Source organism: Streptomyces roseirectus, assembly GCF_014489635.1.
Lineage (GTDB): Bacteria > Actinomycetota > Actinomycetes > Streptomycetales > Streptomycetaceae > Streptomyces > Streptomyces roseirectus.
Genome location: NZ_CP060828.1, coordinates 3,236,582 through 3,255,100, shown reverse-complemented (window position 1 = coordinate 3,255,100; position 18,519 = coordinate 3,236,582). Strand labels below are relative to the sequence as shown.

The 18,519-nt window shown below is 72.0% G+C and carries 17 protein-coding genes and 2 tRNA genes; 12 read left to right on the top strand and 7 right to left on the bottom strand.

Annotated features, from left to right (window positions below; translation table 11 throughout):
* The first annotated feature begins 151 nt into the window (after positions 1-151).
* The 4 genes from IAG44_RS13295 to IAG44_RS13280 all read left to right on the top strand — a co-directional run bounded on the left by IAG44_RS13295 (position 152) and on the right by IAG44_RS13280 (position 5,347).
* Positions 152-3,094, top strand: a complete 2,943-nt coding sequence (locus IAG44_RS13295; RefSeq protein ID WP_187752657.1) for a UPF0182 family membrane protein — start codon at positions 152-154, stop codon at positions 3,092-3,094.
* A gap of 55 nt (positions 3,095-3,149) precedes the next feature.
* Positions 3,150-3,223 (top strand) — tRNA-Met (locus IAG44_RS13290).
* Between the two features lie 161 nt (positions 3,224-3,384).
* Positions 3,385-5,202, top strand: coding sequence for a tetratricopeptide repeat protein (locus IAG44_RS13285; RefSeq protein ID WP_187747336.1), 1,818 nt, complete (start codon positions 3,385-3,387; stop codon positions 5,200-5,202).
* Between the two features lie 71 nt (positions 5,203-5,273).
* A tRNA-Met gene (locus tag IAG44_RS13280) sits at positions 5,274-5,347 on the top strand.
* A 49-nt stretch (positions 5,348-5,396) separates the two neighbouring features.
* Here the strand turns inward: IAG44_RS13280 and IAG44_RS13275 are convergent.
* From IAG44_RS13275 to hisN, 3 genes are all read right to left on the bottom strand, one after another.
* The gene (locus IAG44_RS13275) at positions 5,397-5,813 is read right to left on the bottom strand and encodes a Fur family transcriptional regulator (protein WP_187747335.1); all 417 of its coding nucleotides are present in this window, start codon (positions 5,811-5,813) and stop codon (positions 5,397-5,399) included.
* A gap of 212 nt (positions 5,814-6,025) precedes the next feature.
* Positions 6,026-6,418, bottom strand: a complete 393-nt coding sequence (locus tag IAG44_RS13270) for a CBS domain-containing protein (RefSeq protein ID WP_187747334.1) — start codon at positions 6,416-6,418, stop codon at positions 6,026-6,028.
* Between the two features lie 198 nt (positions 6,419-6,616).
* The gene (gene hisN, locus IAG44_RS13265; RefSeq protein ID WP_187747333.1) at positions 6,617-7,417 is read right to left on the bottom strand and encodes a histidinol-phosphatase; all 801 of its coding nucleotides are present in this window, start codon (positions 7,415-7,417) and stop codon (positions 6,617-6,619) included.
* A 144-nt stretch (positions 7,418-7,561) separates the two neighbouring features.
* Between hisN and IAG44_RS13260 the strand changes: the two genes are divergently transcribed.
* Positions 7,562-8,161 (top strand): TetR/AcrR family transcriptional regulator, encoded by a 600-nt coding sequence (locus IAG44_RS13260; RefSeq protein ID WP_246561683.1) that lies wholly within the window; start codon positions 7,562-7,564, stop codon positions 8,159-8,161.
* Between the two features lie 10 nt (positions 8,162-8,171).
* Here IAG44_RS13260 and IAG44_RS13255 read toward each other — a convergent pair whose 3' ends face one another.
* From IAG44_RS13255 to IAG44_RS13240, 4 genes are all read right to left on the bottom strand, one after another.
* Entirely contained in the window at positions 8,172-8,495 is a 324-nt protein-coding gene (locus tag IAG44_RS13255) for a DMT family transporter (protein ID WP_187747331.1), read from the bottom strand.
* 102 nt (positions 8,496-8,597) lie between these two features.
* Complete coding sequence (gene rsgA, locus IAG44_RS13250) at positions 8,598-9,608, bottom strand: ribosome small subunit-dependent GTPase A (RefSeq protein WP_187747330.1); 1,011 nt, start codon at positions 9,606-9,608, stop codon at positions 8,598-8,600.
* 5 nt (positions 9,609-9,613) lie between these two features.
* On the bottom strand, positions 9,614-10,930 hold the full coding sequence (gene aroA, locus IAG44_RS13245; RefSeq protein ID WP_187747329.1) for a 3-phosphoshikimate 1-carboxyvinyltransferase: 1,317 nt from the start codon (positions 10,928-10,930) through the stop codon (positions 9,614-9,616).
* An 87-nt stretch (positions 10,931-11,017) separates the two neighbouring features.
* Positions 11,018-11,725: a M50 family metallopeptidase gene (locus IAG44_RS13240; RefSeq protein ID WP_187747328.1), complete on the bottom strand. Its 708-nt coding sequence runs from the start codon at positions 11,723-11,725 to the stop codon at positions 11,018-11,020.
* Positions 11,726-11,775: 50 nt separating this feature from the next.
* Between IAG44_RS13240 and IAG44_RS13235 the strand changes: the two genes are divergently transcribed.
* From IAG44_RS13235 to IAG44_RS13205, 7 genes are all read left to right on the top strand, one after another.
* On the top strand, positions 11,776-12,591 hold the full coding sequence (locus tag IAG44_RS13235) for an SOS response-associated peptidase (RefSeq protein WP_187747327.1): 816 nt from the start codon (positions 11,776-11,778) through the stop codon (positions 12,589-12,591).
* A 417-nt stretch (positions 12,592-13,008) separates the two neighbouring features.
* On the top strand, positions 13,009-13,662 hold the full coding sequence (locus IAG44_RS13230) for an alpha/beta hydrolase family protein (protein ID WP_187747326.1): 654 nt from the start codon (positions 13,009-13,011) through the stop codon (positions 13,660-13,662).
* 211 nt (positions 13,663-13,873) lie between these two features.
* On the top strand, positions 13,874-14,554 hold the full coding sequence (gene sigR / locus IAG44_RS13225; protein ID WP_187752656.1) for an RNA polymerase sigma factor SigR: 681 nt from the start codon (positions 13,874-13,876) through the stop codon (positions 14,552-14,554).
* Positions 14,551-14,853: a mycothiol system anti-sigma-R factor gene (gene rsrA, locus IAG44_RS13220; protein WP_187747325.1), complete on the top strand. Its 303-nt coding sequence runs from the start codon at positions 14,551-14,553 to the stop codon at positions 14,851-14,853. Before sigR ends, rsrA begins: the two co-directional genes overlap by 4 nt.
* Before the next feature lie 80 nt (positions 14,854-14,933).
* Positions 14,934-16,202: an HD-GYP domain-containing protein gene (locus tag IAG44_RS13215; protein WP_187747324.1), complete on the top strand. Its 1,269-nt coding sequence runs from the start codon at positions 14,934-14,936 to the stop codon at positions 16,200-16,202.
* The gene (locus IAG44_RS13210; RefSeq protein WP_187747323.1) at positions 16,199-17,437 is read left to right on the top strand and encodes an HD-GYP domain-containing protein; all 1,239 of its coding nucleotides are present in this window, start codon (positions 16,199-16,201) and stop codon (positions 17,435-17,437) included. The genes IAG44_RS13215 and IAG44_RS13210 overlap by 4 nt, the downstream gene beginning before the upstream one ends.
* Before the next feature lie 72 nt (positions 17,438-17,509).
* A complete protein-coding gene (locus tag IAG44_RS13205; RefSeq protein WP_187752655.1) occupies positions 17,510-18,496 on the top strand; it encodes a tetratricopeptide repeat protein in 987 nt (328 codons plus the stop codon).
* Positions 18,497-18,519 lie beyond the last annotated feature (23 nt).

Here is an 18,519-nt window from a genome sequence, read left to right as displayed (position 1 = left end):
GCCTCGTTCGTGACCTGAATCGGGAACCGAGTAAACGGTGAGTAAGTTGCATAGGTGTGGACCCGCGATCACAACGGGCCACGAGGGGCCGGCGAAAACGCGGGCCTGAGGGATCGACAGCGAACTTCGAGGTGCCACCTTGGCTTTCCAGATGCCGGACCGCGGCGGAGGCCCGACGGGGCCACGGATCAGAGTGGGCCGCCCGTCCAGGCGAGCCCGGACCCTGCTCCTGACACTGGGCGTGCTGGCCGTGCTGGGCATGGCGTTCACCATGTTCGCCGGGTTCTGGACCGACTGGCTCTGGTACCGGTCCGTCAACTACTCGTCCGTCTTCACCACCACCCTGTGGACCAAGGTCGGGCTCTTCTTCGTCTTCGGCCTGCTCATGGCCCTGGCGGTCGGCTTCAACATCTGGCTCGCGCACCGGCTGCGCCCGCCGCTCGCGGCCATGTCGGTCGAGCAGCAGAGCCTGGACCGCTACCGCATGGGCATCGCGCCGTACAAGAAGTGGCTGCTGCTCGGGATCACCGCCCTCGTGGGCCTGATCGCGGGCGCCTCCGCCTCCGGGCAGTGGCGGACCTGGCTCATGTGGGTCAACGGCGTGTCCTTCGGCACGAAGGACCCCCAGTTCCACCTGGACGTGGCGTTCTACGCCTTCGACCTGCCCTGGTACCGCTTCCTGCTCGGCTTCGGCTTCGCCGCGACGATCATCTCCCTGATCGCCGCCGCGCTCACCCACTACCTGTACGGCGGGCTGCGCGTCACCAGCCCCGGCGCGCGCGCCACGGCCGCCGCGACCGGCCACCTGTCGGTGCTGCTCGGCGTGTTCGTCGCGCTGAAGGCGGTCGCCTACTGGCTCGACCGGTACGGACTGGCCGTCAAGTCCAGCGACTTCAAGGCCACCGACAGCTGGACGGGCCTCAGGTACGTCGACGCCAACGCCTACCTCCCGGCGAAGACCATCCTGTTCTGCATCGCCGTCATCTGCGCGCTGCTGTTCTTCGCCACCCTGTGGCGGCGCACCTGGCAGCTCCCGGTCATCGGCTTCGGCCTGATGGTGCTCTCCGCGATCCTCATCGGCGGCCTGTACCCGGCGATCGTCCAGAAGTTCCAGGTCCAGCCCAACGAGCAGGCCAAGGAAGCCCCGTACGTCGCGAAGAACCTGAAGGCGACGCGCGAGGCGTACGGCATCGACGACGCCCAGGTCACCGAGTACTCGGGCAAGCCGGCGCAGACGGACAAGACCAAGCTGCGGGCGAGCGCCGACGCGACGGCCAGCGTCCGGATCATGGACCCGAACATCATCTCGCCGACGTTCCAGCAGCTCCAGCAGATCCGCAACTACTACGCCTTCCCGACCAACCTGGACGTCGACCGTTACGGCAAGGACGGCAAGGACCAGGACACGGTCATCGGTCTGCGCGAGATCAACCTCGCCGGCATCCCGAAGAAGAACTGGATCAACAACCACTTCCGCTACACCCACGGCTACGGCGTGGTCGCGGCGCAGGGCACCTCGGTCGACTCCGAGGGGCGGCCGGTGTTCACCGAGTCCGACCTGCCGTCCAAGGGTGAGCTGGGCAAGTACCAGCAGCGGATCTACTACGGCGAGCGCACGACGACGTACTCGATCGTCGGCGGCCCGCAGAAGGAGATCGACTACTCCGACGACAGCGGCGAGAAGACCACCAGCTACACCGGCGACAGCGGCGTCAACCTCTCCAACCCGGTCAACCGGGCGGCGTACGCGGTGGCGTTCGGCGAGCCGCAGATCCTCTACTCCGGCGCGATCGGCGAGGGTTCGCGGATCCTCTACAACCGCACGCCGAAGGAGCGCGTCGAGGCCGTCGCCCCCTGGCTGACGATCGACGGCGACGCCTACCCTGCGGTGGTCGGCGGCAAGATCCAGTGGATCGTCGACGCGTACACCACCACCAACGGCTACCCGTACGCCTCGCGCACCACGCTGGGCGACACGACGGCCGACTCGCTGACGGCGGCCAACAACTCCCGCGCGGTGGTGGCCCAGCAGAACCAGGTCAACTACATCCGCAACTCGGTGAAGGCGACCGTCGACGCGTACACCGGCCAGGTCAAGCTCTACCAGTGGGACACCAAGGACCCGGTCCTCAAGACCTGGATGAAGGCGTTCCCGGACACGGTCGAGCCGCGTAGCGCGATCTCCAAGGACCTGATGGACCACCTGCGGTACCCGCAGGACCTCTTCAAGGTCCAGCGCGAACTGCTCACCCGCTACCACGTGAAGGACGCGACGACGTTCCTCAGCGGCAGCGAGGTCTGGCAGGTCCCGGACGACCCGACCAACAAGTCGGGCGACGCGGTCCCGCCGTACTACCTGAGCATGAAGATGCCCGACCAGAAGCAGCAGGCGTTCTCGCTGACGACGACGTTCACGCCCAACGGCCGGGACAACCTGAGCGCGTTCATGGCGGTCGACGCGGAGGCGGGCACCTCGGACTACGGCAAGATCAGAGTCCTGAAGCTGCCGACGAGCACCACGGTCGACGGACCCAAACAGGTCCAGAGCCAGTTCAACTCCGAACAGGACATCGCCGAGTCGATCAGGCTGCTGCGCGGCGGCGACTCCGAGGTCGAGTACGGCAACCTGCTGACGGTGCCGCTCGACGGCGGACTGCTCTACGTGGAGCCGGTCTACGTACGCGGTGGTGGACTCAAGTACCCGTTGCTGCGCAAGGTGCTGGTGACCTACAACGGCAGCACCGCGTTCGAGGACACCCTTGAGGCGGCCCTCGACAAGGTCTTCGGCACCCAGACCTCGACGCCGCCGCCACCGGGCGACGACGGCGGGGACACCGGCGGGGGCGGGGGCACGACACCGCCGCCGTCCGGCAACCCGACGGTCCAGCAGGCGCTCCAGGACGCCCAGAAGGCGTTCACCGCCGGCCAGGAAGCCCTGAAGAAGGGCGACTGGGGGGCGTACGGGCAGGCTCAGAAGGACCTGCAGGCCGCGCTGAAGCGGGCCGAGGACGCGCAGGCCGCGGCGCAGAAGGACGCGAACAAGCCCACACCGGGGGCGAGTCCGAGTCCGACGCCGAAGCCCTCGTCGTCTTAGGCGATGGGTAGATCATCTGCTCATCTCCGCGCCGTGGTACGGTTGTTCCACACGGCGCGGGGTGGAGCAGCTCGGTAGCTCGCTGGGCTCATAACCCAGAGGTCGCAGGTTCAAATCCTGTCCCCGCTACTGAAGTCGAAGGCCCGGATCCAACGAGGATCCGGGCCTTCGGCGCGTGCGGAGAAGGGATGGGGTTTGATGTGTCTCTCTGTGGGCATGTCGACAAAACGCTGAAGTGACCTCACTGACTGCGGTATACCGGATGTAACTCGGTTGCAGGTGGTGCGACGATGGACGTTATGGGGGACAAGGGAACTCTGTACGAGACAGGGCGAATTGCGCGGCCTTCGGGTGAGGCAGAGGAAGCGGCCCCGGACGAGACGGGGGAGGCCGCCGAGGAGGCGCGCCTGTGGCTCGCCGCCGAACGCGGCGACACCGAGGCGGCCAGCGTCCTCGGCGCCCGGCTGCTGCGCAGGGGCGACCTGGACGGTGCGGAGCCCCACCTGCGCGCCGCGACGGCCGCCGGCGACCGCGCCGCCGCCAACAACCTCGGCGTCCTCCTCCACCAGCGCGGCTACGCCGACGAGGCCGCCGGCTGGTGGCGCGTCGCCGCCGTCGCCGGATCCTCGGCCGCCGCCCACGCGCTCGGCCGGCACCACCGCGAGCGCGGCGACGAACCGGCCGCCGAGTACTGGCTGCGCCAGTCCGCCGAACAGGGCCACACCCTCGGCGCCTACGCCCTCGCCGACCTCCTGGAGCACCGCGGCGACGCCGGGGCCGAGAAGTGGCTGCGGGCCGCCGCCGAACGCGGACACCGCGAAGCCGCCTACCGCCTCGCGCGCGGACTCGACCGGCCCGGCAGCGGGGGACTCCTCGGCGAGCGGGCCGACACCGGGGCGTCCTCCGGCGAGGCCGAGCAGTGGTACCGGCAGGCCGCCGCCCGCGGTCACCTGCGCGCCGCCCTCCACCTCGGCGGGATCCTGGAGCGCCGCGGCGAGGTCAAGGAGGCCGGCCGCTGGTACCTCGTGGCCGCCAAGGACGGCGACGCCCGCGCCGCCTGCGCCCTCGGCTTCCTCCTGCGCGACGCCGGGGACGTCGAGAACGCCGCGATCTGGTGGCTGCGCGGCGCCCAGGACGGCGACGGCAACGCCGCGAACGCGCTCGGCGCCCTGCACGCCGAACGCGGCCAGCACCAGACCGCCGAACGCTGGTACCGGGCCGCCATGGACGCCGGCGACATCAACGGTGCCTACAACCTCGGCCTCCTCTGCGCCGAACAGGGGCGCACCGCGCAGGCCGAGCAGTGGTACCGGCGCGCTGCCTACGTCGGACACCGCGAGGCCGCCAACGCGCTCGCGATCCTGCTGCTGCAGGGCGGGGACGCGAGCGGGGCCGAGCCCTGGTTCTCCAAGGCCGCCGAACTCGGCAGCGTCGACGCCGCCTTCAACCTCGGGATCCTGCACGCCGGGCGCGGGGAGGAGGGGGCCGCGCTGCGCTGGTACGAGCGGGCCGCCGCCGCCGGGCACACCGAGGCCGCGCTCCAGGTGGGCATCGCACGGCTGCGGGACGGCGACGAGCAGGCCGCCGAACGGCACCTGCGGTGCGCGGCGGGCGGGGGCAGCGCCGAGGCCGCCTACCGGCTGGCCACGCTGCTCGACGCCCGCCGGCCGGCCGCGTCCGCGCACGAGCTGGGGGAGCCGGTGCGGGAGAAGACCGAGTGCGAGGAGTGGTACGAGCGCGCCGCCTCCCAAGGACACCGGCGCGCCCAGGTGCGCGTGGGCATGCTCGCCGCCGGACGCGGTGACGTCGTCGAGGCCGCCCGCTGGTACCGGGCCGCCGCCGAGGCCGGGTCCCGCAACGGCGCCTTCAACCTCGGGCTGCTGCTGGCCCGCGAGGGGAGCGAGCCCGAGGCCGTCGTCTGGTGGCAGCGGGCGGCCTCCGCCGGGCACGGGCGCGCGGCGCTCAGGCTCGCCCTGGTGTGCGCGCGGCGGGGGGACCTGGCCGAGGGGCAGCGCTGGGCCTCCCGGGCCGTGGAGCTGGGCCCTGCGGAGGTGGGGGAGCGGGCGGCCCGGCTGCGGGACGCGCTGCGGGAGGAACTGAGCGCGTGAGGTGCGGTGAGGGGTGGGCGGGTAATCGATTTGCCTGCCGCTCGCCCCTCGCGTAACGTTGTGTTCACCGACGCGGGGTGGAGCAGCTCGGTAGCTCGCTGGGCTCATAACCCAGAGGTCGCAGGTTCAAATCCTGTCCCCGCTACTGAATGAGGGCCCGGATCCTGGGAACAGGATCCGGGCCCTCAGTGCATTCACGCCCGCGCGCAGTTCGGGCAGACGCCCTTGTACGTGACCTCGACCGCCTCGATCGTGAAGCCGAAGCGCTCCGTCGTGGGGAGGTCGGTGAGGGGGTTGCCGGTGGGGTGGACGTCGCGGATGGTGCCGCAGTGGGCGCAGACGAGGTGGTGGTGGGGGTGATGGGCGTTCGGGTCGTAGCGCTTGGCCCGGTTGTCCGTCGTCACCTCCAGGACCTCGCCCAGCGTCACCAGTTCGCCCAGGGTGTTGTAGACCGTCGCCCGGGAGATCTCGGGGAGCTTGGCCACCGCCCGTGAGTGGACTTCGTCGGCCGTGAGGTGGACGTGTTCGCCGTCGAGGACTTCGGCCACGACGCGCCGCTGTGCGGTCATGCGCCATCCGCGCCCGCGCAGCCGCTCCAGAAGGTCACTCATGCCGTCCAGATTAACAGCCGGACGCGGTTTTCCGAACGGGTGTGAATTTGGATGCTAGCTTGACTTGGAATGAGTCCAATGTAGGATCCGGGGTGAGTTCGACGGGTGGCTGGAGGCCGTGGTCCAGGCCCTTCACGGCTGCTCCGGCACTGGACCGCTCGTCGAGACGGTGGGCCGGTTCCCTTGGGGGCGGCCCACCTCGCATGTCCGGCCTAGGCCGGTATCCCGAGCCCCGCCGGGACCCAGCAGCGGACGATGTCGCGGACCGAGACGATGCCGGCGGGCTCGCCGCCGTCCAGGACGACGAGGTGGCGGAAGCCGCCGTCGGTCATCGCGCGGGCCGCCTCCTCCAGGGGCATCGCGGGGGTCGCGAAGACGACGTCCGTCGTGGTGTGGTCGTACGCGTGCTCGCGGTCGGGGTTCTGGCCGAGGCCCACGGAGTCGAGGATGTCGCGCTCCGTGAGGATGCCGATGCCGCCGGCGTCGGGGTCGAGGACGACGGCCGCGCCCACGCGGCGGGCGGACATCAGGGCGGCGGCCTGGCGGAGGGTGTGGGCGGGGCCGATGGTGAGGACCGTCCGGGTCATGGCTTCGTGGACGAGCATCGAGGGTGACCTCCTCCTGTGATCCCCGGAACGTGCGGGGATTCACAAATGCACAAGTGGGGGCGTCCTCAGCGTCGCAGGCAAAGCGGGGGTCAACAAGGGGGCGTGCGGGGCCGATTGAGGGCGTGTGCGCTCATATGTGCCGCGAACGAGCGCCGGTTGGCGACCCTTGGCCGGCCCTCGACCAGTAGCGCCGGGTCAGTAGCGTTCGTTCAAGTAGCCCAGCAGTTCCTCGTGCAGCAGCCCGTTGGACGCGGCGGCGTTCCCGCTGTGCGGGCCCGGACGGCCGTCCAGGCCGGTGAACGTGCCGCCGGCCTCCGTCACGACGATCGCCGTCGCCGCCATGTCCCACAGCGACAGCTCCGGCTCCGCGCACAGGTCGACCGTGCCCTCGGCGACCATCATGTACGACCAGAAGTCGCCGTACGCGCGGGTGCGCCAGACCTCGCGCGTCAGGTCCAGGAAGCCGTTCAGGGTGCCGCGTTCCTCCCAGCCGGAGAGGGAGGAGTACGCGAACGACGCGTCCGAGAGGGAGGCGACCTTCGAGACGTGCATCCGGGTCGCCGTCGAGAGGCTGCGCCCCGTGTACGCGCCGTGGCCCTTCGCCGCCCACCAGCGGCGGCCCAGCGCGGGCGCGGAGACCAGACCGACGACCGGCTGATAACCGCCCTCGCCGGCTTCGGTGAGCGCGATCAATGTCGCCCAGACGGGTACACCGCGTACGTAGTTCTTCGTTCCGTCGATCGGGTCGATGACCCAGCGGCGCGGGCCCGTGCCCTCGACGCCGTACTCCTCGCCGAGGATCGCGTCCCTGGGCCGCGCCCGCTGCAAATGGCCCCGGATCAGCTCCTCCGCCGCCTTGTCGGCCTCGCTGACCGGCGTCATGTCCGGCTTCGTCTCGACCTTCAGGTCGAGGGCCTTGAAACGGGCCGTGGTGGCCGCGTCGGCCGCGTCCGCGAGGACATGGGCGAGGCGGAGGTCGTCGAGGTAGTCCGGCATGGGGGAACGGTATCCGGCGAGGTGAGGGTGGGGCCATGGGGGTCGGGTACGGGAGGGGTGGAGATGTGGGGTGCGGGGGGCCTTGACAGTGGAATCGTGGGCGTCAAATCTGGGCTGAGAGTCGCTTGGCCCAGGGAGGCGACGGTGGCATCTGCGCGGGAAGCTTTGCTGGACGCCGCTTTCGCGGCGGTGGCGCGCCGGGCGTGGTCGACGGTGCGGATGGTGGACGTGGCGGCGGCGGCCGGGGTGTCGCGCCAGACGCTCTACAACGAGTTCGGCAGCAAGGACGGGCTGGCCAGGGCCCTGGTGCGCAGAGAGGCGGACGGCTATCTCGCCGGGGTCGAGCGTGCCTTCGCCGGCGCGGTGGACGAGGGCTCCGGGGACGACGGCGTGCGCGAACGGCTCGTGCTGCTGGCCGAGTGGACGGTGACGTCCGCCGAGGAGAACCCCCTCGTCAAGGCCATGCTCACCGGCTGCTGGAGCGAACGCCTGCCCGCACCGCCGCTGGATGCCGTGCTCTCCGCCACGGCCGTCCCGGCGCAGCGCCGCGCGGACGGCGCGCTGCCGGCGCCGGCCGACTTCGTGAGCCACGTCCGTGAACGCGCCGCCCTCGTCCTGCCCAAGGGCGCCGCCCCGGACGTCGCCCGCGCCGCCGAACTCACCCTCAGGCTGGCCCTGTCCTGCGTCGCCGCGCCCGCAGCAGAGGGCGGGGTGGGGGAGCTGGTCCGGGGCGCTCTCAGCTGAACGCGCCCCCTCAGTGCGCCGACCCCGACAGCTGCAGGCCGATCACGCCGATGATGACGAAGCTGATCGAGACGATCTTCAGCGTCGAGACGAGGTCGCCCAGGAAGACCATGCCGTAGATCGCCGTGCCGGCCGCGCCGATGCCGGTCCAGACGGCGTACGCGGGGCCGACGTCCAGTTTGCGCAGGGCGAGAGTCAGGAGGCCGAAGCTGCCCAGGGCGAAGGCGGCGAAGGCGATGGTGGGCCAGAGGCGGGTGAAGCCGTGGGAGAGCTTGAGGCACACCGCGAAGCCTGTTTCGAGCAGTCCGGCCACGACGACCAGCAGCCATGCCATGTAGCTGTCCTCCCGTTGGGTCAGGGTCGGTGCGATTGTGCACTTACCGGACTCAGGTGCGCACAAACAACACCCAGGTCAGAGAAGCGAGGTGACGGGGTGTCAGTCGCCTTCCGTACGCTCGCGGGTCGCCAGTAGCCGGCGCAGCGAGTAGAGGCGGGCGGGGTCGGCGTGTCCCTCGGCCACCCATGAGTCCAGCGCGCAGTCGGGCTCGTCGTGACTGCACGCGCGCGGACAGCCCGCCGTCCCCTCCTCCAGGTCGGGGAACGCGTGGATGACCCGGGACGGGTCGATGTGGGCGAGCCCGAAGGAGCGGACGCCGGGGGTGTCGATCACCCAGTCGTCGACGCCGTGCAGCGGCAGCGCCAGGGCCGACGTCGTCGTGTGCCGCCCCCGTCCGGTCACCGCGTTGACGTGGCCCGTCAGGCGCCGGCGGTCCTTCGGGACCAGCGCGTTGACCAGGGTCGTCTTGCCGACGCCGGAGTGCCCGACGAACGCGGTCGTCCGGCCCGTCAGGTACTCCCGCACCCGGTCCGCCGCGTCCCCGTTCTCCAGCTCCGCGCGGTTGGTGACCACGTACGGGATGTCGAGGTCGCCGTACAGCTCAAGGAGCTTGTCCGGCGGCGCCAGGTCGGACTTCGTCATGACCAGCAGCGGCTCCAGACCGCCGTCGTACGCGGCGACGAGACAGCGGTCGATCAGCCGGGGCCGGGGCTCGGGGTCCGCGAGGGCGGTGACGATGGCCAGCTGGTCCGCGTTGGCGACCACGACCCGCTCGTAGGGATCGTCGTCGTCGGCCGTGCGGCGCAGGACGGACGTGCGCTCCTCGATGCGGACGATGCGCGCGAGGGTGTCCTTCGCGCCGGAGAGGTCACCGACGAGGGCGACCCGGTCGCCGACGACGGCGGCCTTGCGGCCCAGTTCACGGGCCTTCATCGCGAGGACCGTACGGTCCTCGACGAGACAGGTGAGGCGGCCCCGGTCGACCGTGAGGACCATGCCCTCGGCGGCGTCCTCGTGCTTGGGGCGGATGTTCGTACGGGGACGGTTGCCCTTGCGGTTGGGGCGCGAGCGGATGTCGTCCTCGTCGGTGTGCTTGCCGTAGCGACGCATGATCGTCAGTTCCCGAGCATCCCGGTCCACATCTCCGGGAAGTCCGGGAGGGTCTTGGCGGTCGTGCCGACGTTCTCGATCTCCACGCCCTTCACCGCCAGCCCGATGATCGCGCCGGCCGTCGCCATGCGGTGGTCGTCGTACGTGTGGAAGGTGCCGCCGTGCAGCGGGCGGGGGCGGATGTGCAGGCCGTCCGCCGTCTCCGTGACGTCGCCGCCCAGCTCGTTGATCTCCTTCGTCAGCGCGGCCAGCCGGTCCGTCTCGTGCAGGCGCAGGTGCGCGACGCCGCGCAGGGTCGACGGGGAGTCCGCGAGGGCGGCGACCGCCGCGATGCCGGGGGTCAGCTCGCCGACGTCGCCCAGGTCGACGTCGATGCCGTGGATCTTGCCCGAGCCGGTGAACGTCAGGCCCCGGTCCGTGAGTTCGCAGGAGCCGCCCATCGCCGTGAAGATCTCCCGCAGGGCGTCGCCCGGCTGGGTCGTGCGGCTCGGCCAGTCCGGGACCGTCACCCGGCCGCCGGTCACCAGGGCCGCCGCGAGGAACGGCTGCGCGTTGGACAGGTCCGGCTCGATCGTCAGGTCCCGGCCCAGCAGGGCGCCCGGGGTGACCCGCCAGACGTTGCGCTCGCCGCCCGCCTCGGGGGTGTCGACCTGGGCGCCGGCCGCGCGGAGCATGTCGACGGTCATCCGGATGTGGGGGAGCGAGGGGAGGGTGGCGCCGGTGTGCCGCACCTCGACGCCCTGGTTGAAACGGGGGCCGGAGAGGAGGAGCGCGCTCACGAACTGGGACGACGAGGACGCGTCGATCTCCACCGGGCCGCCGTCCAGCGCGCCGCCGCCCTGGACCGTCAGGGGGAGCGCTCCCCTGCCGTCGTCGTCGATGCGGGCGCCGAGGGCGCGCAGGGCGTCGATCACGCCGTGCAGGGGGCGCTCGTACGAGCGCTTGTCGCCGTCGAACCTGATCGGACCGTCCGCGAGGGTGGCGACCGGGGGGAGGAAGCGCATGACCGTGCCGGCGTTGCCGACGTCCACCGTCGCCGGGCCGCGCAGGTCCGTCGGCAGGACGCGCCACGCCTCGCCCGTGCCGTCCGGGCCCACGCCCTCCTCGATGCCCACGCCCATCGCGCGCAGCGCGGCTGCCATCAGGAGGGTGTCCCGGGAACGGAGGGGGCGGCGGAGCCAGCCCGGTTCCGAGGCGAGGGCCGCGAGGACCAGGGCTCGGTTGGTGACCGATTTCGACCCCGGGACGTGGACCGTCGCGTCGACGGCTCCGCTCGCGGTGGGGGCGGGCCAGTGGGCGGTGTGGTCGGGGTTCTGCGGCATGCGTTCACTTTAATGGGCCGTGGTGTTTCGGGTGCGGGCGCGGTGTGCGGCGGGCGGGTGCGGTGCCGTCCGGGGGGCGTCGTCCGGTCACAGCCCCAGCAGCCATCTGCCGCCGCCCAGCAGGGAGCAGAGCGACACCGTGTGGAACAGGAACAGCCACAATCCCGCCGGGACGTGGGTCAGGCGCGACAACTGGTCCGCGTCCGACTCCGCCGCGCCTCCCCTTCTCCGCTTCGCCTGCAGTTCGAACGGGGGCCGGACGCCGCCCAGCAGCAGGAACCACACCACCGCGTACGCGAACGCCGCCTGCACCTGGGGCCCCGCGAGCCAGGACACCAGCAGGAACGCGCCGCCCGACACCACCACCGTCAGGACGCCGTACGCGTTGCGGATCATCACCAGCATCGCGACCAGCAAGGCGGTGGCGGCCCAGAGCAGCAGGGTGATCCGGCCCGCGCCGAGCAGGGCCGCGCCGCCGAGGCCCAGGAGCGAGGGGGCCGTGTAGCCCGCCGCGGCCGTCAGGATCATGCCGATGCCGTGCGGCTTGCCCCGGCTCAGGGTGAGGCCGCTGGTGTCCGAGTGGAGGCGGATGCCCGTCAAGGTGCGGCCGGTCAGCAGCGCGATCAGGCCGTGGCCGCCTTCGTGGGCGATCGTGATGGCGTTGCGGGACAGACGCCACAGGTTGTGCGGGACGACTATCGCGAGGGCGGCCAGCGCCGTCGCGAGGACGACCCAGAGGTCGGGATCGGGCTGGAGGCCGGTGACGCGGTCCCAGAGGTCGGCGGTGCTGTCCATGTTCGGCGGTGGCTCCCTGATGGCGTACGGGGTCTGGCAGTGTGGCACGTATGTGCGGACGGTATGCGGCCAGTCGTGGCCCCGAGGATCTCGCGGGAATCTTCGAGATCGAGAAGATCGCGCCGGAGGAGACCCTGGCTCCGGACTACAACGTGGCCCCCACGAAACAGGTGTACGTCGTTCTCGACCGTCCCTTGAAAGACGCGGACGAGCGCCGGCCGGTTCGGCAGCTCCGTACCGTGAAGTGGGGGCTCGTGCCGTCCTGGGCCAAGTCGCCCGAGGGCGCGGCCCGGATGATCAACGCGCGCGCCGAGACGGTCCACGAGAAGCCGTCCTTCCGTCGCGCCTTCGCCGCCCGGCGCTGCATCGTTCCCGCCGACGGGTACTACGAGTGGGTCACCGCCAAGGATGAGCGGGCCCTCGAGGTCGAGGGCAAGAAGAAACGGCCCCGCAAACAGCCCTACTTCGTCCGGCCCGCCGACGGCTCCGTCTTCGCCATGGCCGGCCTCTACGAGTTCTGGCGCGACCGCACCCTCCCCGACGAGCATCCGCTCGCCTGGTGGGTGACCTGCTCAGTCATCACGACCGAGGCCGAGACAACCCCCCTCGCCGCCGCCCCCGCCGAAGGCCCCCGCACCCTGTCCGAGATCCACCCCCGCATGCCCCTCATGCTCACCCCCGACCGCTGGGACGCCTGGCTGGACCCCACAACCACCACCTTCGACGACCTCGCCCCCCTACTGACCCCACCCCCACCCGGCCTGATGCGTGCCTACCCCGTCCCCACAGCCGTCAGCAACGTCCGCAACAACGGGCCGGAACTACTGACAGAACTGGAGGGACCGGAGGAGGGGACCCTTTTCTGAGGGGAGTGGGGTTGTGGGGCTGACAGGTGTGGGCCGCTGAAGCGCATCGGCTTCTGAGGCGGGTCGGTGTCGGGAAGGGGCCGGTGTGACCGGGGTGGCGTCCCGCCGAGTGGTGTGGAGCCGTCCGGACCGTGCCCGTCCGAGCGCTGCGATCGCCGGCTCCGCCGAAGCCCGCGTCGCCGCGTGAGCCGGTCGGCGCGGCGGGGCCACCCGGCCTCGGGCTGACGGGCGGAACTCGGCCGCGACCCGCGAAGCCGCGACGGCCGAGCGGCTGCACCGCCGGGCGGGACACCTCCCGTCGTGGGCCCGGTGTGCTTCGGTCCCGCCGCGTTCCCGGGCCCGGACCTCGCGGCGTCCCCCCGGGCGCAGGCGCGTGCCGGGGCGTGGGTCGGCGTCGGGCTCTGGCACGCTCTCCGCATGACCAGCGAGATTGTTTCCACGGAGGCCGGGGATGCGCGGATCACCTGGCGGGCGGCGAAGAAGGCGCGGCTTGTGTTGGCTGTTGGGCATGGGGCGGGTGGGGGGATCGAGGCCAGGGATCTTCAAGGGCTGGCTGAGACGTTGCCCGGGGAGGGGGTGACTGTTGCGTTGGTGGAGCAGCCGTGGCGGGTGGCGGGGAAGAAGGTGGCGCCGGCGCCGAGGACGTTGGATGTGGGGTGGCGGGGGGTTTGGGGGGTGGTGGCCGCGAAGGGGGTTCCGGTGGTGGCCGGGGGGAGGTCCGCGGGGGCGCGGGTTGCTTGTCGGACGGCTCGGGAGTTGGGGGCGGTGGGGGTGCTGGCGTTGAGTTTTCCGCTGCATCCGCCGGGGAAGCCCGAGAAGTCCCGCGCGGCCGAACTGCTGGGGGCCGGGGTGCCGACGCTTGTTGTGCAGGGCGCCAACGATCCCTTCGGGAAGCCGGGGGAGTTTCCGGAGGGGGAGTTCGGGATGGTGGAGGTGCCGTTCGGGGATCACGGGTTCGCGGTGCCGAAGCGGTGCGGCGTCACGCAGGAGATGACAGTGACGGTCATCACGGACGCCGTGGCCGCATGGATCGAGGGGATCGGGGAATGCCGCACGGCCCAAGACTGTTGAGGCGGACAGAGAACGCGAGAAGGCTGTAAGAGAGGAAGTCCGCCGCATGGGTTCGACCATCTGCCCGAACCGCTCCAGCCGCTCCGACCTGGACTGGACGGTGCTGCACGCGGCGAAGACCGGCCCTATTCGGGCGGCGGGCGGACCGGATCGTCGTCTATCCTCCGATTCTGGTGGCATCGGCCTCGACGCCGCCTGGAATCTTGAGGAGGTGGGTCCGGTCACCGGTACCGACGCAGGGACCGAACACGGCCAGGCGGAGCAGCCCGAGGGCCGGGGCGTGAACGAGTCGACCGCGGAGCGCAGCGCGCGCTTCGAGCGGGACGCGCTCGAATTCCTCGACCAGATGTACTCGGCGGCGCTGCGTATGACACGCAACCCCGCCGACGCGGAAGACCTCGTGCAGGAGACGTACGCGAAGGCGTACGCGTCCTTCCACCAGTTCCGCGAGGGCACCAACCTGAAGGCGTGGCTGTACCGGATCCTCACCAACACGTTCATCAACTCGTACCGCAAGAAGCAGCGCGAGCCCCAGCGCAGCGCGGCCGAGGAGATCGAGGACTGGCAGCTCGCGCGCGCCGAGTCCCACATGTCGACGGGACTGCGCTCCGCCGAGTCGCAGGCGCTGGACCACCTGCCCGACTCGGACGTCAAGGAAGCGCTCCAGGCGATCCCCGAGGAGTTCCGGATCGCCGTCTATCTTGCCGACGTCGAGGGCTTTGCGTACAAGGAGATCGCCGACATCATGGGGACACCCATCGGTACGGTGATGTCCCGGCTGCACCGGGGCCGGCGCCAACTGCGCGGCATGCTGGAGGACTACGCGCGTGAGCGCGGACTCGTCCCGGCCGGCGCGGGGGAGTCGAACGAAGCGAAAGGCTCGGGCTCATGAGCTGCGGAGATCCCCACGAGACGGACTGCTCCGAGGTCCTCGACCATCTGTACGAGTACCTTGACAGCGAGATGCCCGTCATCGACCGGGACAAGTTCCAGCACCACTTCGACGAGTGCTCTCCCTGCCTGGAGAAGTACGGCCTCGAACAGGCCGTGAAGAAGCTGGTCAAGCGCTGCTGCGGGCAGGACGACGTGCCGGCCGACCTGCGCGCGAAGGTGATGGGCCGCATCGAGCTGATCCGCTCCGGACAGGCCGTGCCCGACCACGACGTCACGAGCGCACCTCAGGAGACCTGAGGCACCACCCTTCACTCGAACGGGGTACTACCTCTGGTTACCCCGTGCGTCCCGTACGCCCGTCCCTAGGCTTCCCGTCCGTGGAGGCTATTCCGGGGCGGGCGCGGGTTTTCGTGGGGTGTGTGGCGGCCGTCGCCGTCTTGATGTGCGTGCCGTCCAGCCGTACGCCCTGGGCCGCCGTCGCGCTGCTCGCCCTGGTGCACGCGGCCGGGGAGCGGGCCGTCCGGGGGACGTTCCACCCCGTGCTGCTCGCCGCCGCGTTCCTGCTGCCGCCGCCCGCCGCCGCGCTCGTCCCGCTGCCGGGGGCGCTGTGCGCGTCCGTGGGGTGGGTGCGGAAGGTGTGGCGGGGGGCCTCGGCCGCCGTCGCCGTGTGGTGCGCGGGGCGGGTGCACTGGGGGTTCGGCGGGCGGGACGCCGTCGTCACGCCCGAGTTCCCGTACGCGCTGGCGCCCGCGTGTGCCGCCGTCCTCGTGTACTGGGCCGTCCTCGGGCTGCTCGACAGCGCCGTGCGGACGCTCGCCGAGGGGCCCGTGCGGCGGCCGGTGCTGGGGCGGGCGCTGGCTCCGCTGGCCGTGCACGGGCTGGCCGGGCTGATGATGGCGGTGCTGTGGCGCAGTCCCTACGGGCCGCTCGCCGCGCTGCTCGTGCTGCTGCCGATGTGGGTGGCCTGGTGGGTGTTCGCCCAGGTGCAGCGGGAACGCGCCGCGCACAGCGCGACCATCCGGGCGCTCGTGCAGGCCGTCGACATCAAGGACGAGTACACGCGCGGGCACAGCGAACGGGTCGGGCAGGCGTCCGTGATGATCGCCCGCGAGCTGGGCATGGACGACGAGCGCGTCGAGCTGATCCGCTTCGCCGGGATCCTCCACGACGTCGGCAAACTCGGCGTGCCGACGCGGCTGCTGCGCAAGGACGGGCCGCTGACGGCCGAGGAGCGGCGCGTCATCGAACTGCACCCCGAGTACGGGCACGAGATCACCCGCGGCATCGCCTTCCTCGGCGAGGCCCGCTCGGCGATCCTCCACCACCACGAACGCCTCGACGGCACCGGCTACCCCTACGGCCTCGCCGGCGACCGCATCCCCGAACCGGCCCGCGTGGTCGCCGTCGCGGACGCCTTCGACGCCATGACCTCCACCCGCTCCTACAGCCGCGCCCGCCCGGTCCCCGTCGCCCTCGAGGAACTTCGCCGCTGCGCCGGAACCCAGTTCGACCCACGGATGGTGGAGGCGCTGGCACGGGCCCTGGGCCGGTGGGGATGGCATCCGGTGGTCACGGCGGAGGAGCCGGGGGTGCCTGGGGACGCCGCCCAGCAGGACCCCGTGCCCGAGGACGGGGTACGCCGATGAACGCGCGTTCCCTTTCCCTCGCCGCCCTCCACGCCTCCGCCGCCCTCGCCGTCGTCCTCTGTCTCCTCCTCACCGGCGTGCAGGGCGTCCGGGACGGGGGCACCGCGCTCGCGTTCGGGACGCTGATCGCGGTCGGGGAGGTCATGCGGTGGAGCGGCCCCGGCGTGCGGGACATGGCGCCGCTGGGGGCCGCCGGGTCGTTGGCGTACGCGCTGCTGGGGGACGACGCCGGGGCGCCGACCCGGCACGGGGCCGCGCAGGTCGTCGCGGTGGTCGCCGTCGCGTCGCTGCTGGGCAACGTGCCGCACATCGCGCGCGGGCGGTGCGGCGTCGTCGATCACCTGGTGCGGCGCGTGCTCGCCGTCGGGTTCGCCGCGTTGTGCTTCCAGCCGCTGTTCAACCGGGGGTTCGTCGCGGACGGGCCGGGGTACGCGGCGCTGCTGCTGACGCTGCTCGTGCTGACGGCGTTGTGTGACGCGGTCGTGGCGGCGGCCCTCGCGCACGCGCGCACGGGATGGCCGTACGGCCCGCTGCTGCGCGACGAACTGCGGGCCGTCCCCGGCATCGGGTCGGCGATGTGCGCGACCGGCGCGGTGACGGCGCTCGCGGTGGCCGTCGTCGGACTGTGGGCGCTGCCGCTGTTCTCGGTGCCGCTGCTGCTGACGCAGGTCGCGCTCAGGCGGTACGCGGCCGTGCGGGCGACCTACCGGCAGACGATCGCCTCCCTCGCGCGCGCCACCGAGATCGCCGGGTACACCCCCGCCGGGCACGCCCACCGCGTCGCCGCGCTCTGCCAGGCCGTCGGCCGGGAACTGGGGCTCACCGAGCCGGAGTTGACGGTCCTGGAGTACGCGGCGCTGATGCACGACATCGGCCAGCTCAGCCTCGTCGACCCGGTCCCCGAGGGCGCCACCTCCCCGCTCCCGCCCGAGGAACAGCGCCGGATCGCCCTCCTCGGCGGGGCCGTCGTCCGCCAGACCGGCGCGGGCGCGCAGGTCGCCGCCGTCGTCGAACGGCAGGCCGACCCGGGGCCGGGACAGCCGCGGGCCGCGCGGATCGTGCGGGTGGTGAACGCGTACGAGGAGAAGGCGCGCGCGTGCGGGCCGCTCAGCGCGCTGGAGGAACTGCGGCTCGGCACCGGCGGCCAGTACGCGCCCGAGGTCGTCTCGGCGCTCGCGCGGGTTCTGTCCGGCGAGCCGTATTGCCCCGCGCGCCCCTGGGTAACCCATGGGTAGGGAGCGCCCTCCCGGCCGCACGTGGTTTGATGCGAGGAACAGAGGGTGTCCGGGGAACTGGCGGGTGGTGATGTGAGGATCTTCGGCAAGGGACGGCACCGGCCCTCCGCCTCCTGGCGGCAGGCCACGGATCGCGCGTTCACGCTGATCGGCGACGGCCGCTACGAGGACGCGGGCGCGCTGCTGACCCGCGCCGCCGACCTGGAGCCCTGGCTGTCGGAGTCCTGGTTCAACCTGGCCCTCCTGCACAAGTTCCGGCACGACTGGGAACAGGCGCGCGCCGCGGGCCTCAGGGCCGTCGCCCTCCTGGACCGGGACGCGGGCGCCCCCGACTGGTGGAACGTCGGCATCGCCGCGACCGCCCTCCAGGACTGGCCGCTGGCCCGCCGCGCCTGGCAGGCGTACGGGCTGAACGTGCCGGGCGGCGCCGGCGCCTCCTCGTCCGCCGAACCCGTCGGCATGGACCTCGGCAGCGCGGCCGTCCGCCTGTCGCCCGAGGGCGAGGCCGAGGTGGTGTGGGGACGGCGGCTCGACCCCGCGCGCGTGGAGGTGCTGTCGATCCCGCTGCCGTCGTCCGGGCGGCGCTGGGGCGAGGTCGTCCTGCACGACGGGGTGCCGCACGGCGAGCGGACCACCTCCGCCGGGCACTCCTACCCCGTCTTCGACGAGATCGAGCTGTGGGCGCCCTCGCCCGTGCCGACCTGGGTCGTCCTCCTGGAGGCCGCGACCGAGGCCGACCGGGACGCGCTGGAACAGCTCGCCGCCGACGCCGGGTTCGCCGCCGAGGACTGGTCGTCGTCCGTGCGGCTGCTGTGCCGGATGTGCTCCGAGTCGCGGATGCCGTCCGACGAGGGCGACGGGGAACACCTCGATCCGCACGACCACAGCGAGCCGGGCCAGCCGGGACCGCTCGGGCACCGGACGGACGGGCAGCTGTGGGTGCCGGAGCGGGAGTGCGGGGTGGCCGCGCCGGCCGCGCTGGTCAGGGGGTTGCTGGACGGGTGGGTCGCGGACAGCCCGGACTCGCGGGACTGGCGGGACCTGGAAGAGGTCTGCTGAACCGTTTCGGTGCTCCCGCTGAG